10 protein-coding genes and 4 pseudogenes are annotated in these 15,711 nt (G+C 69.5%); 5 read left to right on the top strand and 9 right to left on the bottom strand.

The genetic code is table 11. The annotated features are described in order from the left end of the window. Position 1: 1 nt before the first annotated feature. On the bottom strand, positions 2 to 322 hold the full coding sequence (locus ACSJDS_RS07715) for a TraR/DksA family transcriptional regulator (RefSeq protein ID WP_473032759.1): 321 nt from the start codon (positions 320 to 322) through the stop codon (positions 2 to 4). A 276-nt stretch (positions 323 to 598) separates the two neighbouring features. On the opposite strand from ACSJDS_RS07715, the pseudogene dusA reads away from it, so the two are divergent. Continuing rightward, positions 599 to 1,611 (top strand): annotated as a pseudogene (gene dusA, locus ACSJDS_RS07710) (tRNA dihydrouridine(20/20a) synthase DusA). A gap of 5 nt (positions 1,612 to 1,616) precedes the next feature. Here dusA and ACSJDS_RS07705 read toward each other — a convergent pair. Then, positions 1,617 to 2,647, bottom strand: a pseudogene (locus tag ACSJDS_RS07705) (succinylglutamate desuccinylase/aspartoacylase family protein). Between the two features lie 149 nt (positions 2,648 to 2,796). Between ACSJDS_RS07705 and ACSJDS_RS07700 the strand changes: the two are divergent. Beyond that, complete coding sequence (locus ACSJDS_RS07700; protein WP_473032758.1) at positions 2,797 to 3,414, top strand: TetR family transcriptional regulator; 618 nt, start codon at positions 2,797 to 2,799, stop codon at positions 3,412 to 3,414. 33 nt (positions 3,415 to 3,447) lie between these two features. On the opposite strand, the gene ACSJDS_RS07695 is transcribed toward ACSJDS_RS07700, so the two are convergent. From ACSJDS_RS07695 to ACSJDS_RS07675, 5 genes and pseudogenes are all read right to left on the bottom strand, one after another. Then, positions 3,448 to 4,203, bottom strand: coding sequence for an enoyl-CoA hydratase-related protein (locus tag ACSJDS_RS07695; protein ID WP_473032757.1), 756 nt, complete (start codon positions 4,201 to 4,203; stop codon positions 3,448 to 3,450). A 98-nt stretch (positions 4,204 to 4,301) separates the two neighbouring features. Then, a complete protein-coding gene (locus ACSJDS_RS07690) occupies positions 4,302 to 5,321 on the bottom strand; it encodes an efflux transporter outer membrane subunit (protein ID WP_473032756.1) in 1,020 nt (339 codons plus the stop codon). Positions 5,322 to 5,702: 381 nt separating this feature from the next. Further along, the gene (locus tag ACSJDS_RS07685) at positions 5,703 to 6,872 is read right to left on the bottom strand and encodes an efflux RND transporter permease subunit (protein WP_473032754.1); all 1,170 of its coding nucleotides are present in this window, start codon (positions 6,870 to 6,872) and stop codon (positions 5,703 to 5,705) included. Further along, positions 6,869 to 8,843: pseudogene (locus ACSJDS_RS07680) on the bottom strand (efflux RND transporter permease subunit). Before ACSJDS_RS07680 ends, ACSJDS_RS07685 begins: the two are co-directional and overlap by 4 nt. Further along, on the bottom strand, positions 8,843 to 9,916 hold the full coding sequence (locus ACSJDS_RS07675; protein ID WP_473032753.1) for an efflux RND transporter periplasmic adaptor subunit: 1,074 nt from the start codon (positions 9,914 to 9,916) through the stop codon (positions 8,843 to 8,845). Before ACSJDS_RS07675 ends, ACSJDS_RS07680 begins: the two are co-directional and overlap by 1 nt. A gap of 383 nt (positions 9,917 to 10,299) precedes the next feature. Here ACSJDS_RS07675 and ACSJDS_RS07670 point away from each other — a divergent pair, with 383 nt between their 5' ends. Then, the gene (locus ACSJDS_RS07670) at positions 10,300 to 11,211 is read left to right on the top strand and encodes an alpha/beta fold hydrolase (RefSeq protein ID WP_473032752.1); all 912 of its coding nucleotides are present in this window, start codon (positions 10,300 to 10,302) and stop codon (positions 11,209 to 11,211) included. Positions 11,212 to 11,247: 36 nt separating this feature from the next. Here ACSJDS_RS07670 and ACSJDS_RS07665 read toward each other — a convergent pair whose 3' ends face one another. After that, positions 11,248 to 11,514: a hypothetical protein gene (locus tag ACSJDS_RS07665; protein ID WP_473032751.1), complete on the bottom strand. Its 267-nt coding sequence runs from the start codon at positions 11,512 to 11,514 to the stop codon at positions 11,248 to 11,250. Positions 11,515 to 11,813: 299 nt separating this feature from the next. Beyond that, entirely contained in the window at positions 11,814 to 12,653 is an 840-nt protein-coding gene (locus tag ACSJDS_RS07660; protein ID WP_473032750.1) for a fructosamine kinase family protein, read from the bottom strand. A gap of 298 nt (positions 12,654 to 12,951) precedes the next feature. Here ACSJDS_RS07660 and ACSJDS_RS07655 point away from each other — a divergent pair. After that, positions 12,952 to 13,035: pseudogene (locus ACSJDS_RS07655) on the top strand (phosphopantetheine-binding protein); the annotation flags it as partial. After that, entirely contained in the window at positions 13,036 to 15,654 is a 2,619-nt protein-coding gene (locus ACSJDS_RS07650; RefSeq protein ID WP_473032749.1) for an AMP-binding protein, read from the top strand. It begins immediately after the preceding pseudogene. The last annotated feature ends 57 nt before the right edge of the window (positions 15,655 to 15,711 follow it).

Raw genomic sequence — 15,711 nt, 5'->3', positions numbered from 1 at the left:
CTCAAGGCTCGGCGCACACCACGCAGACGGTGGTATAGGGCAGCACCTCCAGCCGGCGGGGGTCGATCGGCTCGCCGCAACGCTCGCATGCATCGCCCTCTCCCGCCTCGAGCCTAGCCAGGGCACGCATTACCAGAGAGAGCTCCTCCTCGGCCTCACGCTCGAGACCATCCACCACGTCGTCGTTCTGCACCTCGACGGCCTGCTCTTCAATATCTTTGTCGAGTGGCCCACCGCGACGCTCCTTATGGGCCCGGTAGCGTTCAATTCGCTCGATCAGCTCATCACGCAGCTGCGTCAGCTGCTGCTTGCGGTTAGCCATCTGCCACCTCCAAGCACTGGGGGAATCCTCGGCCGCCACGGATGGCGGCCATACGCCTCTGTCCTGAGTAGATAGCATAGAAGTGCGGGAGCACGATGACCCATGGCGGCCAGGCACACCTAGCAGACGTCGGCGATCCCCAGTATGAGATGAAGCTTGCCATACACCCGCCCCGACCTGGATCGACTACCAGCGCCGAGCGATGCGCAACCCAGCCAATTATGAGAAACTGCCGCTCTCTTCCCCATGACACACCAAGCAGCCGCCACCACACGCATGAATACCGACACCCCGCGCCCCGCGCTGGACAGGACGTTCTCTATCGCCCCAATGATGGACTGGACGACAAGGGACCAAAGAGCCTTCGCCCGCACCCTGACCCGCCGCGCCCTGCTCTACACCGAGATGGTCACCACCGGCGCCATCCTCCACGGCAGCCCGCGGGAGCGCTTCCTCGGCTATGACGAGGTGGAGCATCCCATTGCGCTGCAGCTGGGCGGCAGCGATCCCGGCGAGCTCGCCGAGTGCGCGGCCATCGCCGAGGCCTGGGGCTATGACGAGGTCAATCTCAACGTGGGCTGCCCCAGCGATCGGGTGCAGAACAACCTGATCGGCGCCTGTCTGATGGGCCATCCCGACAAGGTGGCGGCGGCGGTGCGTGCGATGCGCGAGGCGGTGTCGATTCCGGTCACCGTGAAATGCCGCATCGGCATCGACGACCAGGACGAGGACGCCGACCTCGAGCGCTTTATCGCTCAAGTGGCTGATGCAGGGTGTAACGTCTTTATCGTGCACGCCCGCAAGGCATGGCTGCAGGGTCTCTCCCCAAGGAGAACCGCGATATCCCGCCGCTCAACTACCCGCGCGTGCACCGCCTGAAGGCGAGCCGGCCGGAGCTGCATATCGGCATCAACGGCGGCCTCAAGACCCTGGCGGCGTGTCGCGAGCAGCTCGATCGGGTGGACAGCGTGATGGTGGGTCGCGAGGCCTACCAGAATCCCTGGCTGCTGGCCGGGGTGGACGAAGCCCTCTACGGCGAGCCGGGGCCGGCGACGAGCCGCCACGCGGCGGCACGGGCCTTTCGGCCCTATATCGCCCGGCGCCTCGAGGAGGGTGCCAAGCTCAACCATATCACCCGCCACCTGCTCGGCCTCTTCCAGGGCCAGCCCGGAGGGCGCAAGTTCCGCCGCCACCTCTCCGAGCACGGCCACCTCGACGGCGCCTGCCTGCGCGTCTTCGACGACGCCCTGCGCCTCGTGCCCGAGCGCGAGCCCGCCGAAACGGCCTGAATCGCTTAGTCGAGCGGGTCGGGCGGCGGCTCAAGGCTGGAGTGGAAGTCCTCGATGGCGCTCTCCGCCTCCTCGATGGCGTCGAAGCGAGCGACATGGAACAGCGCCTCCCCCTCGTTGGCCAGCGGCAGGCGGCTCATGCCGATGACGATGCCGTCGGCGCCGGTGCGCACGGCCTCCTCGGCGTTGCCAAAGGGGTCGGCCACCTTGCCCAGCAGGTCGCCCTTGGCCACGCGAGCGCCCAGGCGCACCTTGGGACGCAGGATGCCGTCGATGGGTGCCCGCGCCCAGCTGGAGCCGTTGGCCAGCTCCGCCGCTGGCGGCTGGCGACGCCGGTGCTCGCCGGTCAGCATGCCAAGCCGGCGCATCACCCTCAGCACCCCACGCACCCCCGGAGTGATCGCCCACTCATCGAAGCGCAGCGCCTCGCCGGCCTCGTAGGTGAGCACCGGGGTGCCGCGAGTCTGAGCGTAATGGCGCAGGCTGCCCTCGCGCAGTTCGGCGTTGAGGATCACCGGCGCGCCGAAGGCGTTGGCCATGCGCTCGGTCTCGCTGCCCGTCTCGAGCTGGGCGCGGATTTGGGGCAGGTTGGTGCGGTGGATGGCCCCGGTGTGCAGGTCGATGATATGGGTGGCGTGATCGACGATCTGCTCGCGAAACAGCGTCGCCACCCGTCCCCCAAGGAGCCCGACTCACTGCCGGGAAAGCAGCGGTTGAGATCGCGCCGGTCGGGCAGGTAGCGGGTGTGCTGCACGAAGCCGAAGACGTTGACGATGGGCACCGCCACCAGGGTGCCTCGCAGCCCCTGGAGCTGGCGCGAGCGCAGCAGCCGGCGCACGATCTCCACGCCGTTGATCTCGTCACCGTGAATGCCGCCGCACACCAGCAGCACCGGGCCGTCCTGGCGGCCATGCACCACTTCCACGGGAATATGCAAGGGCGCATGGGTGTAGAGACGCGCCACCGGCACGTCGATCTGGGTACGGTTACCCGGCTTCACGCGAATGCCGGCGAGGTCAAAGGGGGCGCGCGCCATACAAGCTTCCTGGCAGAACAGTGTTCCCCTGTTTATACCCGGACGGTGGCCAAATGACGAGCAGCGGCCTTTAGCATACACAAATGCATGTAAACGCCGTTTGACTCGGGTAAAATGGGCGGCACCACTCGCCTAGCCCCCAGGAACCGATGGCCAGAAAGACCAAAGCCGAAGCCGCCGCCACCCGCGAGGCCCTGCTCGACGCCGCCGAGGCCATCTTTCTGGAGAAGGGCGTGGCGCGCACCTCCCTGGAACAGATCGCCCGTCACGCCGGCATGACCCGCGGTGCCGTCTACTGGCACTTCAAGAACAAGGCCGACCTCTTTCAGGCGATGCTCAACCGGGTGCGCATGCCTTTCCAGGAGCTGGTCAACGAGCTCGACGAGCGCGATCTCGTCGAGGCGCCGCTGGAGGCGGTGCGCCTGGCCTGCCTGCGCGGCTTCGAGCGCCTTGAACAGCCACGCTATCGGCGGGTCTACGCCATCCTGGTGCACCACTGCGAGGTGTTCAGCGATATCGACCCGCTGGCCCTGCAGAACGAGATGGCCGAGGAGTCCTGCGGGGCCTTGGCGGAGTACTTCAAGGCCGCCGCCCAACTCGGCCAGCTGCGCTCGGATCTTGACCCCGAGCATGCCGCCGGCCTGATGCAGGCAGTGCTCGGCGGCCTCTTCCATGACTGGCTGCGCAACCACGACCAGTTCTCCCTGGTCGAGCACGGCACGGCGCTGCTCGACACCCAGCTCAGGCTCTATGCCCCCGTGGTTTGACCCCCAGCGCCGAGAGAGGCGCCGCCGCCGGGACTAGCGCCCCGACTTGCGGGAAAAGAAGGCGTCGATGGCGCCCCGGGCCTCGGCGGAGCGGCAGCGCTCGAGCAGCGCCCGCTCTTCGCGATCGAAGGCCTCGCGGACCGACGCCTCCTGCCCCTCCCGAATCAGCGCCTTAGTGGCCAGCAGCGCCTCGAACGGCTTGGCCAGCAGGCGGGCGGCACCGTCGAAGGCCTGCTCCAGGGCCCGGCCGTCCGGCGCGGTGTCGGTCAGCACCCCCATCTCCCGCGCATCCGCCGCGCTGAAGGCCTGGCCCAGCATCAGCATCTGCATGGCCGCCTTGTGGCCGGCCAGCCGGGGCAGCAGGTAGGTGGTGCCCCCCAGGGGGCTCAAGGCAAAGTGGGTGAAGGGCAGGTAGAACTTGGTCGAATTGCCAGCGTAGGCGATATCGCAGTGCAGCAGGATCGAGGTGCCCAGGCCCAGGGCGATGCCCTCCGCGGCCGCGATGACGGGCTTCTCGAAGGCGTGAAGACGCCGCAGAAAGGTGATCGCCGGCACGCTGTCGGCCTCGGCCAGGGCCCGGTAGTTGGCCAGATCGTTGCCGGCGGTGAAGCAGTTCTCGGTGCCGGTGATGATCAGCACCTTGACGCCGTCATCGGCCTCGGCCGCCTCGAGCCCCTCGATCAGCTGCGCGTAGCTCGCCTCGTCGAGGATATTGCGCCGCTCCGGGCAGCTGATCTGCAGCACCAGGATGCCGTCGTCGCGCCGCGAAGCGGTGATTCGGGTCGCCATGAGGTTATCTCCCTTGTGATCGCGTGGCCTGATCCAGCGCCAGACCCGTCATGGGGCGGCAGAGGGCGCCGCCCTGTCTCGTAGGCCGCTGGCCGGCGTCAGCCGTCGAGCTGCCAGCCGCCGCCCAGCGCCTTGAACAGCGTGGCGGTAGCGGTCAACCGATCGCGCATCGCTTCGGAGAGGGCGAGCTCCGCCGCAAGCAGCGCCCGCTGGGCGTCCAGCAGCTCGATGAAGCCAACGAAGCCCTCGCGGTAGCGCACCTCAGCCAGCTCCAGGGTGCGCTCGAAGGCCGCCACCTGACGGCGCAAGGCCTCGACCCGCTCGCCGCTGGTCTCATAGGTGACCAGGGCGTTGCGAACCTCGTTGAAGGCCTGGGCCACGGTGGCGCGGTACTGCACCTCCGCCTGTTCGGCCAGGGCCTCGGCGGTGTCGATGCGCGAGGCGCTGCGGCCGAAATCGAACAGCGGCCCCATCACCGTGGCGGAGAGCCCCCAAGTGCCGGCTGCCGAGGTGAAGAGATCCCCGGCATCGCCGGCCGCCGTGCCCAAGAGTCCGCCCAGGTTCAGGCGCGGCAGACGGCTCGCCTCGGCGACGCCGATGCCGGCATTGGCAGCGATCAGTCCCGCCTCGGCGGCGCGAATGTCGGGGCGACGGGCCAGCAGCTCCGAGGGCAGCACGGCCGGCACCGCGTCGGGCAGGGTGATCGCCTCCAGCTCGGTGTCGCCGTAGTCCAGCTCGCTCATCAGCTCGGCGGGCGTCATGCCCACCAGCAGCGCCAGCGCCCCCTCCAGCACCCGCACCCGCTCGCGCTGGGCCGGCAGCTGGGCCAGGGTCGCCTCCAGCTCCGACTGGGCCTGGCGCAGCGCCAGCTCGTCGCTCTCGCCGACGTCAAAGCGCAGCTGCTCCAGCCGGTAGGTCTCCTCCCGGGAGGCCACGGTGGCCTCGGTGATGCGCTGCTGGTGCTCGGCGCTGCGCAGGTCGAAGTAGGTGGCCACCACGTCGGCGATGACGTTGAGGCGCACCGCGTCGTGGGCGAACAGGCTCTCGTCGAGCAGCGCCTCGGCGGCCTCCCGCTCCCGGGCCAGGCGCCCCCAGAGGTCGAGCTCGTAGTCGAGCACGCCGGCCAGGGAGAAGGTGGTGTCGGTGCTCTCGCCCAGGGGCGAGAGGCTCCCCGGGTACGCTCCCGGGCCGCCTCGGCCTGGGCGCTCACCGACGGCAGCTGCTCGGCCCGGGCCAGGCCCAGGCGCGCCCTGGCCTCCTGGATCCGCGCCAGCTGCAGGCGCAGCTCAAGATTGTCGTCCGCCGCCCGCGCCACCAGGGCATCCAGGTGGGGGTCCTCGAACCGCTGCCACCACTGCTGCCAGTCGGCGCGGGCCTCATCGGAGAGCAGCACGTGCTCGGGCCACTCATCGGGCAGCGCAATCTCCGGGGCCCGGTAGTCGGGCCCCACGGCGCAGCCGGCCAGCAGCGCGGTGGACAGCAGCACAGCAGGCAGTGCCTTACGCATGGGAGCTCCCCCTGTTCAGGCGACGAGTCTTGCGCTCGCGGCGCCAGGTCACTAGGTCCTCCAGCAGCTTGTAGGCCAGCGGCACGAAGATCAGCGCCAGCGAACTCGCCAGCAGCATGCCCCCCACCACCACGGTGCCGATCTCCTGGCGGCTGTTGGCGCCGGCCCCGGTGGCGAACACCAGCGGCAGGGTGCCGATGATGAAGGTCAGGGCGGTCATCAGGATGGCGCGGAAGCGCTGCCGGGCGGCGGCCAGGGCCGCCTCGCTGGAGCTTTTCCCCTCGCGACGGTTCTGGGCGGCGAACTCCACGATCAGGATAGCGTTCTTGGCCGCCAGGCCGATCAGCACCAGCAGGCCCACCTGGAAGTAGATGTCGTTGGGGAAGCCACGCAGCCAAGCGGCCAGCGCCGCCCCCAGCACCCCGAAGGGCACCGCCGTGGCCACCGCCAGCGGCAGCGACCAGCGCTCGTACTGGGCCGCCAGGATCAGGAACACCATCAGCAGACCGAGACCGAAGGCCAGTCCGCCGGCCCCCGCCGCGGCATCGAGCTGGAAGGCCTCACCCACCCAGCCGAGCATGACGTCGCCGTCCTGAAGCACCTCGGCGGCCACCTCCTCCATGGCCGCTTTGGCCTGGCCGGTGGTGTAGCCCGGTGCCGCATCGGCGAGAAACTTGGCGGCCGAGTAAACGTTGTAGCGGTTGAGGATATCGGCGCCCGACTCGCGGGTCAGGGTCACCAGCGAGGAGAGCGGAATCATCTCCCCCGTCTCGGAGCGCACGAAGACCTTGTTGAGATCCTCGGGCTTGCTGCGAAACTCCCCCTCCGACTGCAGATTGACCTGCCAGTTGCGCCCCGCCAGGGTGAAGTCGTTCACGTACAGCGAGCCGAAGGTGCTCTGCATGCTGGCGAAGACCTCGTTGATCGGCACCCCCATGGCGCGCGCCTTCTCGCGATCTACCTCGGCCCGGTAGCTGGGCATGGAGGTGTCCAGGGTAGTGCGGGCATTGGTCAGCTCCGGGCGCTCGTTGGCCGCGGCGGCGAGACGACCGGCCAGCTCGGCGATCTCCTGGGTGGTAGCGTCGCCGCGCATCTGCAGGTAGCCCTCCACCCCGCCGGTCAGCGAGAGCCCCATGATCGGCGGCGGCGTGAAGGCGATCACGAAGGCCTCGGGAATGCCGCCCCCATGCCCATGATCTGGCCGGTCAGCGACTGGGCATCCTGACCGGGGCCTTCCCGCTCGCTCCAGTCGGCGAGATTGGCGAAGCCGACGCCGACGTTGGTGCGCAGGGCGCCGGCGATGATGTCGAAGCCGGCGAAGGAGGTGAATTCGTCCACCTCGTCCAGCCCCAGCAGCATCTCGGAGACCTGGTCGCGCACCGCCTCGGTGCGCGGCAGCGCCGAGACCTGGGGCAGCTGATACATCACCAGCGCCACCCCCTGGTCCTCCTGGGGCACCAGGCCCGGAGGCAGTCGCGACATGGCGAACAGGGTGGCGACGATCACGCCGACGAACAGCACCACTCCGATCAGCGCATGACGCAGCAGCTTGGAGACCAGCCAGCTAAAGCCGGCGGTGAGCCGGTCGAAACCGGCATTGAACCACTGGAAGGGCTTGGCCACCCGCTGCGACTGCTTGTCGAGCAGCAGGGCGCACATGGCCGGGGTCAGGGTCAGGGCCACCACCCCGGAGACCACCACCGACACCGCGATGGTCACCGCGAACTGGCGATAGAGCTCGCCGGTCAGCCCCCAGGAAGGTCACCGGAGCGAACACCGCCACCAGCACCAGGGTCGAGGCCACCACCGCACCGGCCACCTGCTTCATGGTCTCGATGGACGCCTCGCGGGCCTTCATGCCCTTCTCATGGATCAGCCGGTCGACGTTCTCCAGCACGATGATGGCGTTGTCCACTACGATGCCGATGGCCAGCACCAGGCCAAACAGGGTCAGCAGGTTGACCGAGAAGCCAAAGGCCAGCATGCCGGCGAAGGTGCCGATCAACGAGACTGGAATCGCCGCCACCGGAATCAGGGTGGCGCGCCAGTGCTGCAGGAAGACGAAGGTCACCGCCACCACCAGCGCCACGGCGATCAGCAGGGTGATAAACACCTCGCGGATCGAGATTTCGACGAACTCGGTGGTGTCGTAGGGCACCGTGTAGGTGAGCCCCTCGGGAAAGCGTGCCGACATCTCCTCCAGCGCCTCGTGCACCGCGGCGGCGGTTTCCAGGGCGTTGGCGCCGGGCTGCAGGTAGACCCCCATGGGCACCGCGTTCTGGCCGTTGTAGGTCGCCGAGAAGGCGTAGTTCTGGGCGCCCAGCTCGGCGCGGGCCACGTCGCCCAGGCGCAGGGTGCTGCCGTCCTCTTCGGCGCGCAGGATGATCGCTTCGAACTGCGCCGCTTCGGAAAGCTGGCCGCGGGTGGTCACCGTGAAGGTGAAGGCCTGCCCCGGGGGCGAGGGCTCGGCGCCGAGACTCCCGGCGGCGAACTGGGCATTCTGCTCGCGAATCGCCGCGGCCACGTCGTTGGGGGTCAGGTCGTACTGGGCCAGCTTGTCGGGGCTGAGCCAGATACGCATGGAGTAGTCCTGGGCGCCGAACAGCGAGGCATCCCCCACCCCGGGGATACGCACCAGCTCGTCGAGCACGTTGAGCAGCCCGTAGTTGGACATGAACAGCACGTCGCGACTGCCGTCCGGCGAGAACAGTACCGGCACCATCAGGATGTTGCTGGAGCGCGCCTCGACGCGCACGCCCTGGTCGCGCACCGGCTGAGGCAGGCGCGCGGTGGCGGCCTGGACGCGGTTGTTGACATTGATCGCCGCCTGGTCGGGATCGGTGCCCATCTCGAAAGAGACGGTGATCTGCAGGCTGCCGGCGTCGGTGGAGGTCGACTCCATGTAGAGCATGTCGTCGACGCCGTTGATCTCCTGCTCCAGGGGGGCGGCCACCGCCTCGGCGATCACCTCGGCGCTGGCGCCGGGATAGGCGGCCTGCACCACCACCTGGGGCGGCACCACGTCGGGGTACTGCTCCACCGGCAGCGCACGCAGCGCGGCGAGGCCGGCCAGGACGATAATCACGGAAATGACCGAGGCGAAGATCGGCCGGTCGATGAAGAACCTGAGCATCACGCCTCCTCGTCAGCGGCGGTCTCGTCGTCCAGCGGCGCCTCAGCGGCCGTCTCGTCGTCGCTGGCCTCCTCGGCGGAGTCCGCCTCGCTGGGCTGCACCGGCATGCCGTCCTGAAGGTTCACCAGGCCGCTGACGATGATCCGGTCGCCGGCCTCCAGGCCCGACAGCACCACCTGGCGGCCATCGACGATGGGCCCCAGTTCCACGTTGCGAGCCTGGGCCTGCTCCTCCTCGACCACGAAGACGCGCGGCCCCTCGGGGCCCTGGCCCACTCCCTCCTGGGGGATCAGGAAAACGTCGTCGAGCTCCTGCACCAGCACCCGTACCCGCACGAACTGCCCGGGCACCACCAGGCCCTCGGGGTTGGGAAACACCGCCCGGGCCGAGACGCTGCCGGTACGCGGGTCAATGGTGCTGGCGGTGAAGTCCACCAGGCCGGTCTGGCCGTACTCGCTGCCGTCGGGCAGCGTCAGCCACGCCTCCCGCGGCGCCTCTTCCTCGGCATTGGCCATGGCGCGCCGGGCGGTTCGCTGCAGAGCGGCATCGCGCTCCGGCAGCGAGAAGCGCACGTGAACGGGATCCTGCTGGGTGACAGTGGTCAGCAGGGTGCCGCGCTCGATCAGGCTGCCTTCGGGGAAGCTCTCCAATCCGGTCAGGCCGGCCAGCGGCGCCCGCACCTCGGTGTAGCTGAGGTTGAGCTCGGCGTTGGCCACCCCGGCTTCGGTCAGGGCCAGGCGGGCCTCAGCCAGCTCCCGGGCGGACAGCGCGCTGTCCCGCTCGCGCTCGCTGACCGCATTCTGGTTGAACAGCGTCGAGATCCGCCGCCACTCCCGGTTGGCCTGGTTCAGTTCGGCCTGGGCATTGGCCCGCTCCGCCTCGGCGCGCTTCAGCTCGATCTCGTAGGGCTCGCGGTCGATGCGAAACAGGGCCTCCCCAGACTCGACCACCTGCCCTTCGGTATAGAGACGCTCCTCCAGAATCCCATCGACGCGAGCACGCACTTCCACCTCACGAGAGCCGCGCGCGCGGGCCGCGTACTCCTCGATCACATCCACGCTGCGGGGCTCCACGCCCACCACCACCACCGGTGGAGGCAGCTGGTCCCCCCGCCCATGGCGGGGCCGTCGCCGTCGTTATTCCGTTCGCAGCCGGCGACGAGCAGGGCCAGTAAGCCAACCGCCAGTATCCGTGTCAGGGGGCAGCCCCCGGGGGGTGACAAGCGCATGAAGGGTCTCCGCGGCAGATCGTGTCGTCGGGTGAACCACCTCTCGACGATGGGGCCTGCTCGCGAGGGTGGCACGGGGTAGTTTGAGTGCGGGGATTATAGCTACATCCATGTATGTATGCGAGCCAAGCCGTCCAAGCGGTGCGTGACCTTGCCGTCTCGGACTCGGCAACGCGTTCGAAATGGACTATGCTGCAAAGCAGCATAGCAGGCGAATGGATACTCGACATGGATACGCTCGAACTGGTGCGCATCGACACCCTGGAAGTGGCGGTGCGGATCTGGCACCCCGAGGCGCCCAGGACGGTGGTGGCCTGGCACGGCCTGGCCCGCCACGGCGGCGACTTCGCCGACCTGGCCCGGGAGCTCGGCCCCGGGTGGCGGGTGCTGGCCCCGGATACCCCCGGCCGCGGGCTCTCCAGCTGGTCGCTCACGCCCTCCCGCGACTATCTGTATGCGCGCTACATGACAGTAGCCCTGGCGCTGCTGGATCACTTCCAGCTGGAGAAGACGGCGTGGATCGGCACCTCCATGGGCGGGCTGCTGGGCATGCTGCTGGCCGCCGAGCCCGACAGCGCGAAGCGCATCGAGCGACTGGTGCTCAACGACGTTGGGCCCGAACTCAACCCCGAGGGGCTCGTTCAGCTGGCCACCTACTTCGGCAGGCCGCACCGCTTCAGCCGCTTCGCCGAGCTGGAGGCTGAACTCAGGCGCCACTATGTGGGCTTCGGGATCGACAGCGACGACGCCTGGCGGCGGCTGGCCCTGGATAGTGCGCGCCGGCTGCCCGACGGCGGCTGGACCTACCACTTCGATCCGCGCATCGGGGAGCAATTCGTCCACGACACGCCCCGCAACACCTGGGCCGACTGGCGGGCGATCCGCTGCCCGCTGATGGTGGTGCGCGGCGAACGCTCGCCGCTGCTCCACGCCGACAGCGTAGCGCGGATGGCCGAGGCCCAGCCCGGCCTGGTGAGCCTGGAAGTGCCCGGCTGCGGCCACGCCCCAATGCTGGACCGCCCCAGCCAGGTGGCCCCCATCGCCGATTTCCTGACCCAGGCCCCCGAGCGGGCCGCGGCGAGAGACAACCGCCCCGCCCAGCCGCTATGGCGACGCGGCTGGCAGTGGCTACGCGGGTAGCGAACCCTCACTCTCCCCGCGGGCGGCTGCGGATGATCACGCCCCCTTCGTGGCGCTCGACCCGCTCACCGGGCGTGACACGGCTGCGAATACGGGTCTCCCCGGGCGCATCTCGACCCGCCCGCCGGGGTGTGGGCGGCTGCGCAGCACCGTGCCGCCCGCATGGCGTTCGTAGCGCGCTTCGGGATAGCGCCACTCCCCCCGCGGCTCGGCGATCCCCGAGGTGCCCGCATAGGGCAGATAGGGCAGATAGGGCACACTCCATAGCGGGGCTGCCGGGACGGGCGGCGCCAGAGGTGGCATCGGCGCCCAGTAGCCCCCAACATGCGACCACGCCAAGGGGGGACGGGAATCGCCCAGGTAATGGGGGCTCGCCGGGACGCGACACCAGCGCATAGCCAAGGGGCGTGATGACCACCCGCTCCACTGTCGATACGCTTTTGGGCTCCTCGCCGACATCGGCGACGGCCGGAACCAGCGGGGCAAGCAGCGCACCCAGGGCGAACCACCCGCAAGCCTTCATGATCTTCATGCTCTCCCCTTGCCGGCGCACACGCCTCTCCTCCTGCGACTGCCATCACAGGAGCGGCATTCCCCGGGCCTCATCCCGCCTCGACGCGCGCCACCGCCCGCGCCACGGCGCCACAGTAGGCACCGCCAAACAGCAGCAGGTGGTTGAGCAGCGGATAGAGCTGAAACAGCGCCTCCCGTCGCGGCCAGTCGCCGGGCGGTGCCCCATTCCAGTAGGCCTCGAAGAAGGCCTCCCCGGGAGAACCGAACAGCGTCAGCATGGCCAAGTCCACCTCAGGATAGTGGCGATAGACCGCCGGGTCGATGATCGCCGGGCCGCGCGGCGTGAACAGCACGTTACCGGACCAGAGGTCACCGTGCACCAGACTCGCCGGGGCATCCGCCAGCCAGGCATCGAGATCGCCGGCAACCGCCTCGAGGCGGCCGCGCAGGCGACCGTCCAGCAGGCCCTGGGCATGGCAGGCCGCCGTCAGCGGTAGCAGACGGCGCTGGCGCTGAAAGGCACGGCCGTCAGCCAGCGGTGCATTGGGCTGAGGCGTTCGCCCGCAGGCATTGTCCCGGGGCCAGCCGTGGCTGTCGGCGACCCGGGCATGCAGCTGGCGAAGCCCCTCACCGAGCCGCGACTCGCTCGCCGCCGAGCGGGCGGCGCTCTCCAGGGCCTCCATCACCAGCCACCTGCCCGCCTGCCCCAGCACTTCGGGCACCCGTAGCGAGGTCTCCGCTTCCCGCAGGGCCTGCAGTCCATCCGCCTCGCCGGCCAACCGCGCCGGCTCGTCGGATTTCACCACCACGTCGCCCCGGTCGGTGGCCAGGCGGTAGACCGCTGCGATATCGCCACCGCCCAGCGGGCGCGGCTCGCCGAGGGGGCTGATTCCCACCTGTTCCAGAAGCGCTCGCAGTTCGACGTCCATGGCCTCTCTCCTTCGCTGGATGGTCGATAGGGGGCTTGGCAACACCGCCAGGCGTACGCTGTCTGTTGAATGAAGCAGGTTGGGCCGGGCGTTGGCAACCTGTGCAGCGTCTCCCCGGCCGTCAGCGCCTACAGTGAAGGCAACGTCGGCACACCGATCACAAGGGGTAGCCAATGGCGAAGGAAAACGGAGCCCAACACGACGCCCGGAGCGAAGCGCTCTCGCGGCGCCTGCTCCGAGTCATCGATGAGCTGGTACGCGAAACCCAGCCGCGGCGACAGCCGCCCCCCAGGCAACGCTGCAGTCGCGGCTGGACCGGGATCTGGGGTTCGACAGTCTGGCCCGGGCGGAGCTGGTACTTCGCCTGGAGCGCACCTTCGTCGTGACCCTGCCCGAATCCGCCCTGGCGGCCGACACCCCCGCAGACCTGGTGACGCTGCTGCTCAAGGCACCGGAGAAGAGAGAGCCCGACACGACCGACCGGCAGTCGCCAACCAGCGAGCGGACGGTGAGCGGCGAGCCCGCCAGCGCCGGCACTCTGAACGCAGTGCTCGACTGGCACCTGGCACACCAGCCGGCGCGCTCCCATCTGCTGATCTACGGCGATGGCGACAGCCCGGAGACCCTGAGCTATGCCGACCTGGATCGCCACGCGCGAGGCGTGGCGGCGGCACTGATCCAGCGCGGGGTACGCCGCGGCGACCGCGTCGCCCTGATGCTGCCCACCGGGCGAGACTACTTCGTCGCGTTCATTGCCATCCTGCGCGCCGGCGGCGTCCCGGTCCCCATCTATCCTCCCGCGCGCCCGGCCCAGCTGGAGGAGCACCTGCGCCGCCATGGCCGCATCCTCAGCAACGCCGGCGCGGAGAGCCTGATCACCGTGGACCAGGCGCGGCGCGTGGCCCGCCTGCTGCGCGCCGAGGCCCCACAGCTGGCTTCCATCGTTACCGTTGCCGAGCTCTCGTCCGCGGCTCCGGTCGACGCCGGCGATACCCGCCAGGCCCCCGATGCGGAGAGCCTGGCGCTGCTCCAGTACACCTCCGGCAGCACCGGCGACCCCAAGGGGGTCATGCTCACCCACGGCCAGCTGCTGGCCAACGTTCGCGCCATGGGCGAGCGCGCGCGGGTGACGCCTCAGGACGTCTTCGTCAGCTGGCTGCCGCTGTATCACGACATGGGCCTGATCGGCGCCTGGCTCTCAAGCCTCTACTACGGCATGCCGCTGGTCGTGATGTCGCCGCTGGCCTTCTTGAGCCATCCACTGCGCTGGCTGGAATTGATCCATCGCCACCGGGGTACCCTCTCGGGAGGCCCCAACTTCGGCTTCGATCTCTGCCTGCGCGCCCTGAGGGATGAGCGCCCCCAGGGCCTGGACCTCAGCTGCTGGCGGATCGCCTTCAACGGCGCCGAGCCGGTCAGCCCGCGTACCATGGAGCAGTTCGCCGAGCGGCTGGCGCCCTGCGGGCTGCGCCGGGAGGCCCTGATGCCGGTCTATGGCCTGGCCGAGTCGGCGGTGGGGCTGTGCATTGCCCCGCCGGGCCGCGGGCTACGACTCGACCCTATCGATCGCGACACCTTTACCGCCACCCAGGTGGCCAGGCCAACCCAAGACCGTGCCAAGGCGCAGGTCATGGTCAACTGCGGCCCGCCTCTGCCGGGCTACCGGGTGCGCATCCTCGACCCCGAGGGGCGCGAACTGCCCGAACGCCACGACGGCGAGATCGAATTCTGCGGCCCTTCGGCCACCGCCGGCTACTTCCACTACCCCGAGGCCACCGCCGCGCTGCGTCACGGCGACTGGTATCGCACCGGCGACCGCGGCTACCTCGCCGACGGCGACCTCCACATCAGCGGCCGCGTCAAGGACATGCTGGTGCGCGGCGGGCGTAACATCTACCCCTACGACCTCGAGGAGGCCGTCGGCGCCCTCGACGGCATTCGCAAGGGCTGCGTGGCGGTCTTCGGCGACCCAGCCCCCGACACCGGCAGCGAGGCGCTGGTGGTGGTGGCCGAAACCCGGGTCACCGACCCCGCGCAGCGCGAACGCCTCACCCGGGCAATTCACGAGACCACCCTGGACACCCTGGACCTGCCCGCCGACATCGTCCGTCTGGTGCCGCCGCACAGCGTGCTAAAGACCTCCAGTGGCAAGATCCGCCGTGGCGCCACCGCCGACTGCTATCGTGGTGGCCAGCTGGGCCAGGCCGCCGCGCCGGTCTGGCGCCAGGCGCTGGTCCTGGCCCTGCGAGCCGGCGCCATGCGGTCGCGGCGGTGGCTGCAGCGGGCCGGTCGCACGCTTTATGGCGCCTACGCCTGGAGCCTGTTCGCCGCCGCCCTGATCGTGGTTGCCGTCGTGGCGCTGCCGCTGCCGAGGTTCGCCTGGCGCTGGCGCGTCACCCGCGGCTGCGTGCGCGCGGCGGCGCGACTCGCCGGCCTGCGTATCCGCAGCCATGGCCTGGAGAACCTGCCCGGCGAGGCCCCCTGCGTACTGGTGGCCAATCATGCCAGCTACCTGGACGCCCTGGTGCTCATCGCCGTGCTGCCGCACGATTTTCGCTACCTGGCCAAGGCGGAGTTCAAGCGCCAGGCCCCGGCGCACTTCCTGCTACGGCGCATGGGGGCCATCTTCGTGGATCGCTTCGACCCGCGCCAGGCGACCCGCGATACGCAGCAGGTGTTCGCAGCCCTCGGCAACGGCGACTCCCTGGCCTTCTTCCCGGAGGGCACCTTCAGCCGCCAGCCCGGCCTCAAGGGTTTCCATATGGGCGCCTTCGTCGCCGCGGCACAGGCCGGCACTCCCGTGCTGCCGGTCGCCCTGAGCGGAACCCGTAGACTGCTGCGCGGCAGCGAGATCCTGCCGCGTCCCGGCACGGTCGACGTCAGCGTGGGCCGCCCTCTGCTGCCACGGGAAGAGGGGTGGGCCGAGGCAGTCAGGCTGCGCGACGATGCCCGGGCCTTCATCGCCTCGGCATGCGGCGAGCCGGATCTTCTGGCACCTTGAAGGTGGGCTCGGGAGGCCGTCAGAGCCCAAGACGCCATGCACGAGTGAACAAGAGGA

The organism is Halomonas sp. SL18_1, from assembly GCF_055755715.1.
Note: the sequence above shows the minus strand (reverse complement) of the source record. Positions and strands in the feature narration are given on the sequence as shown.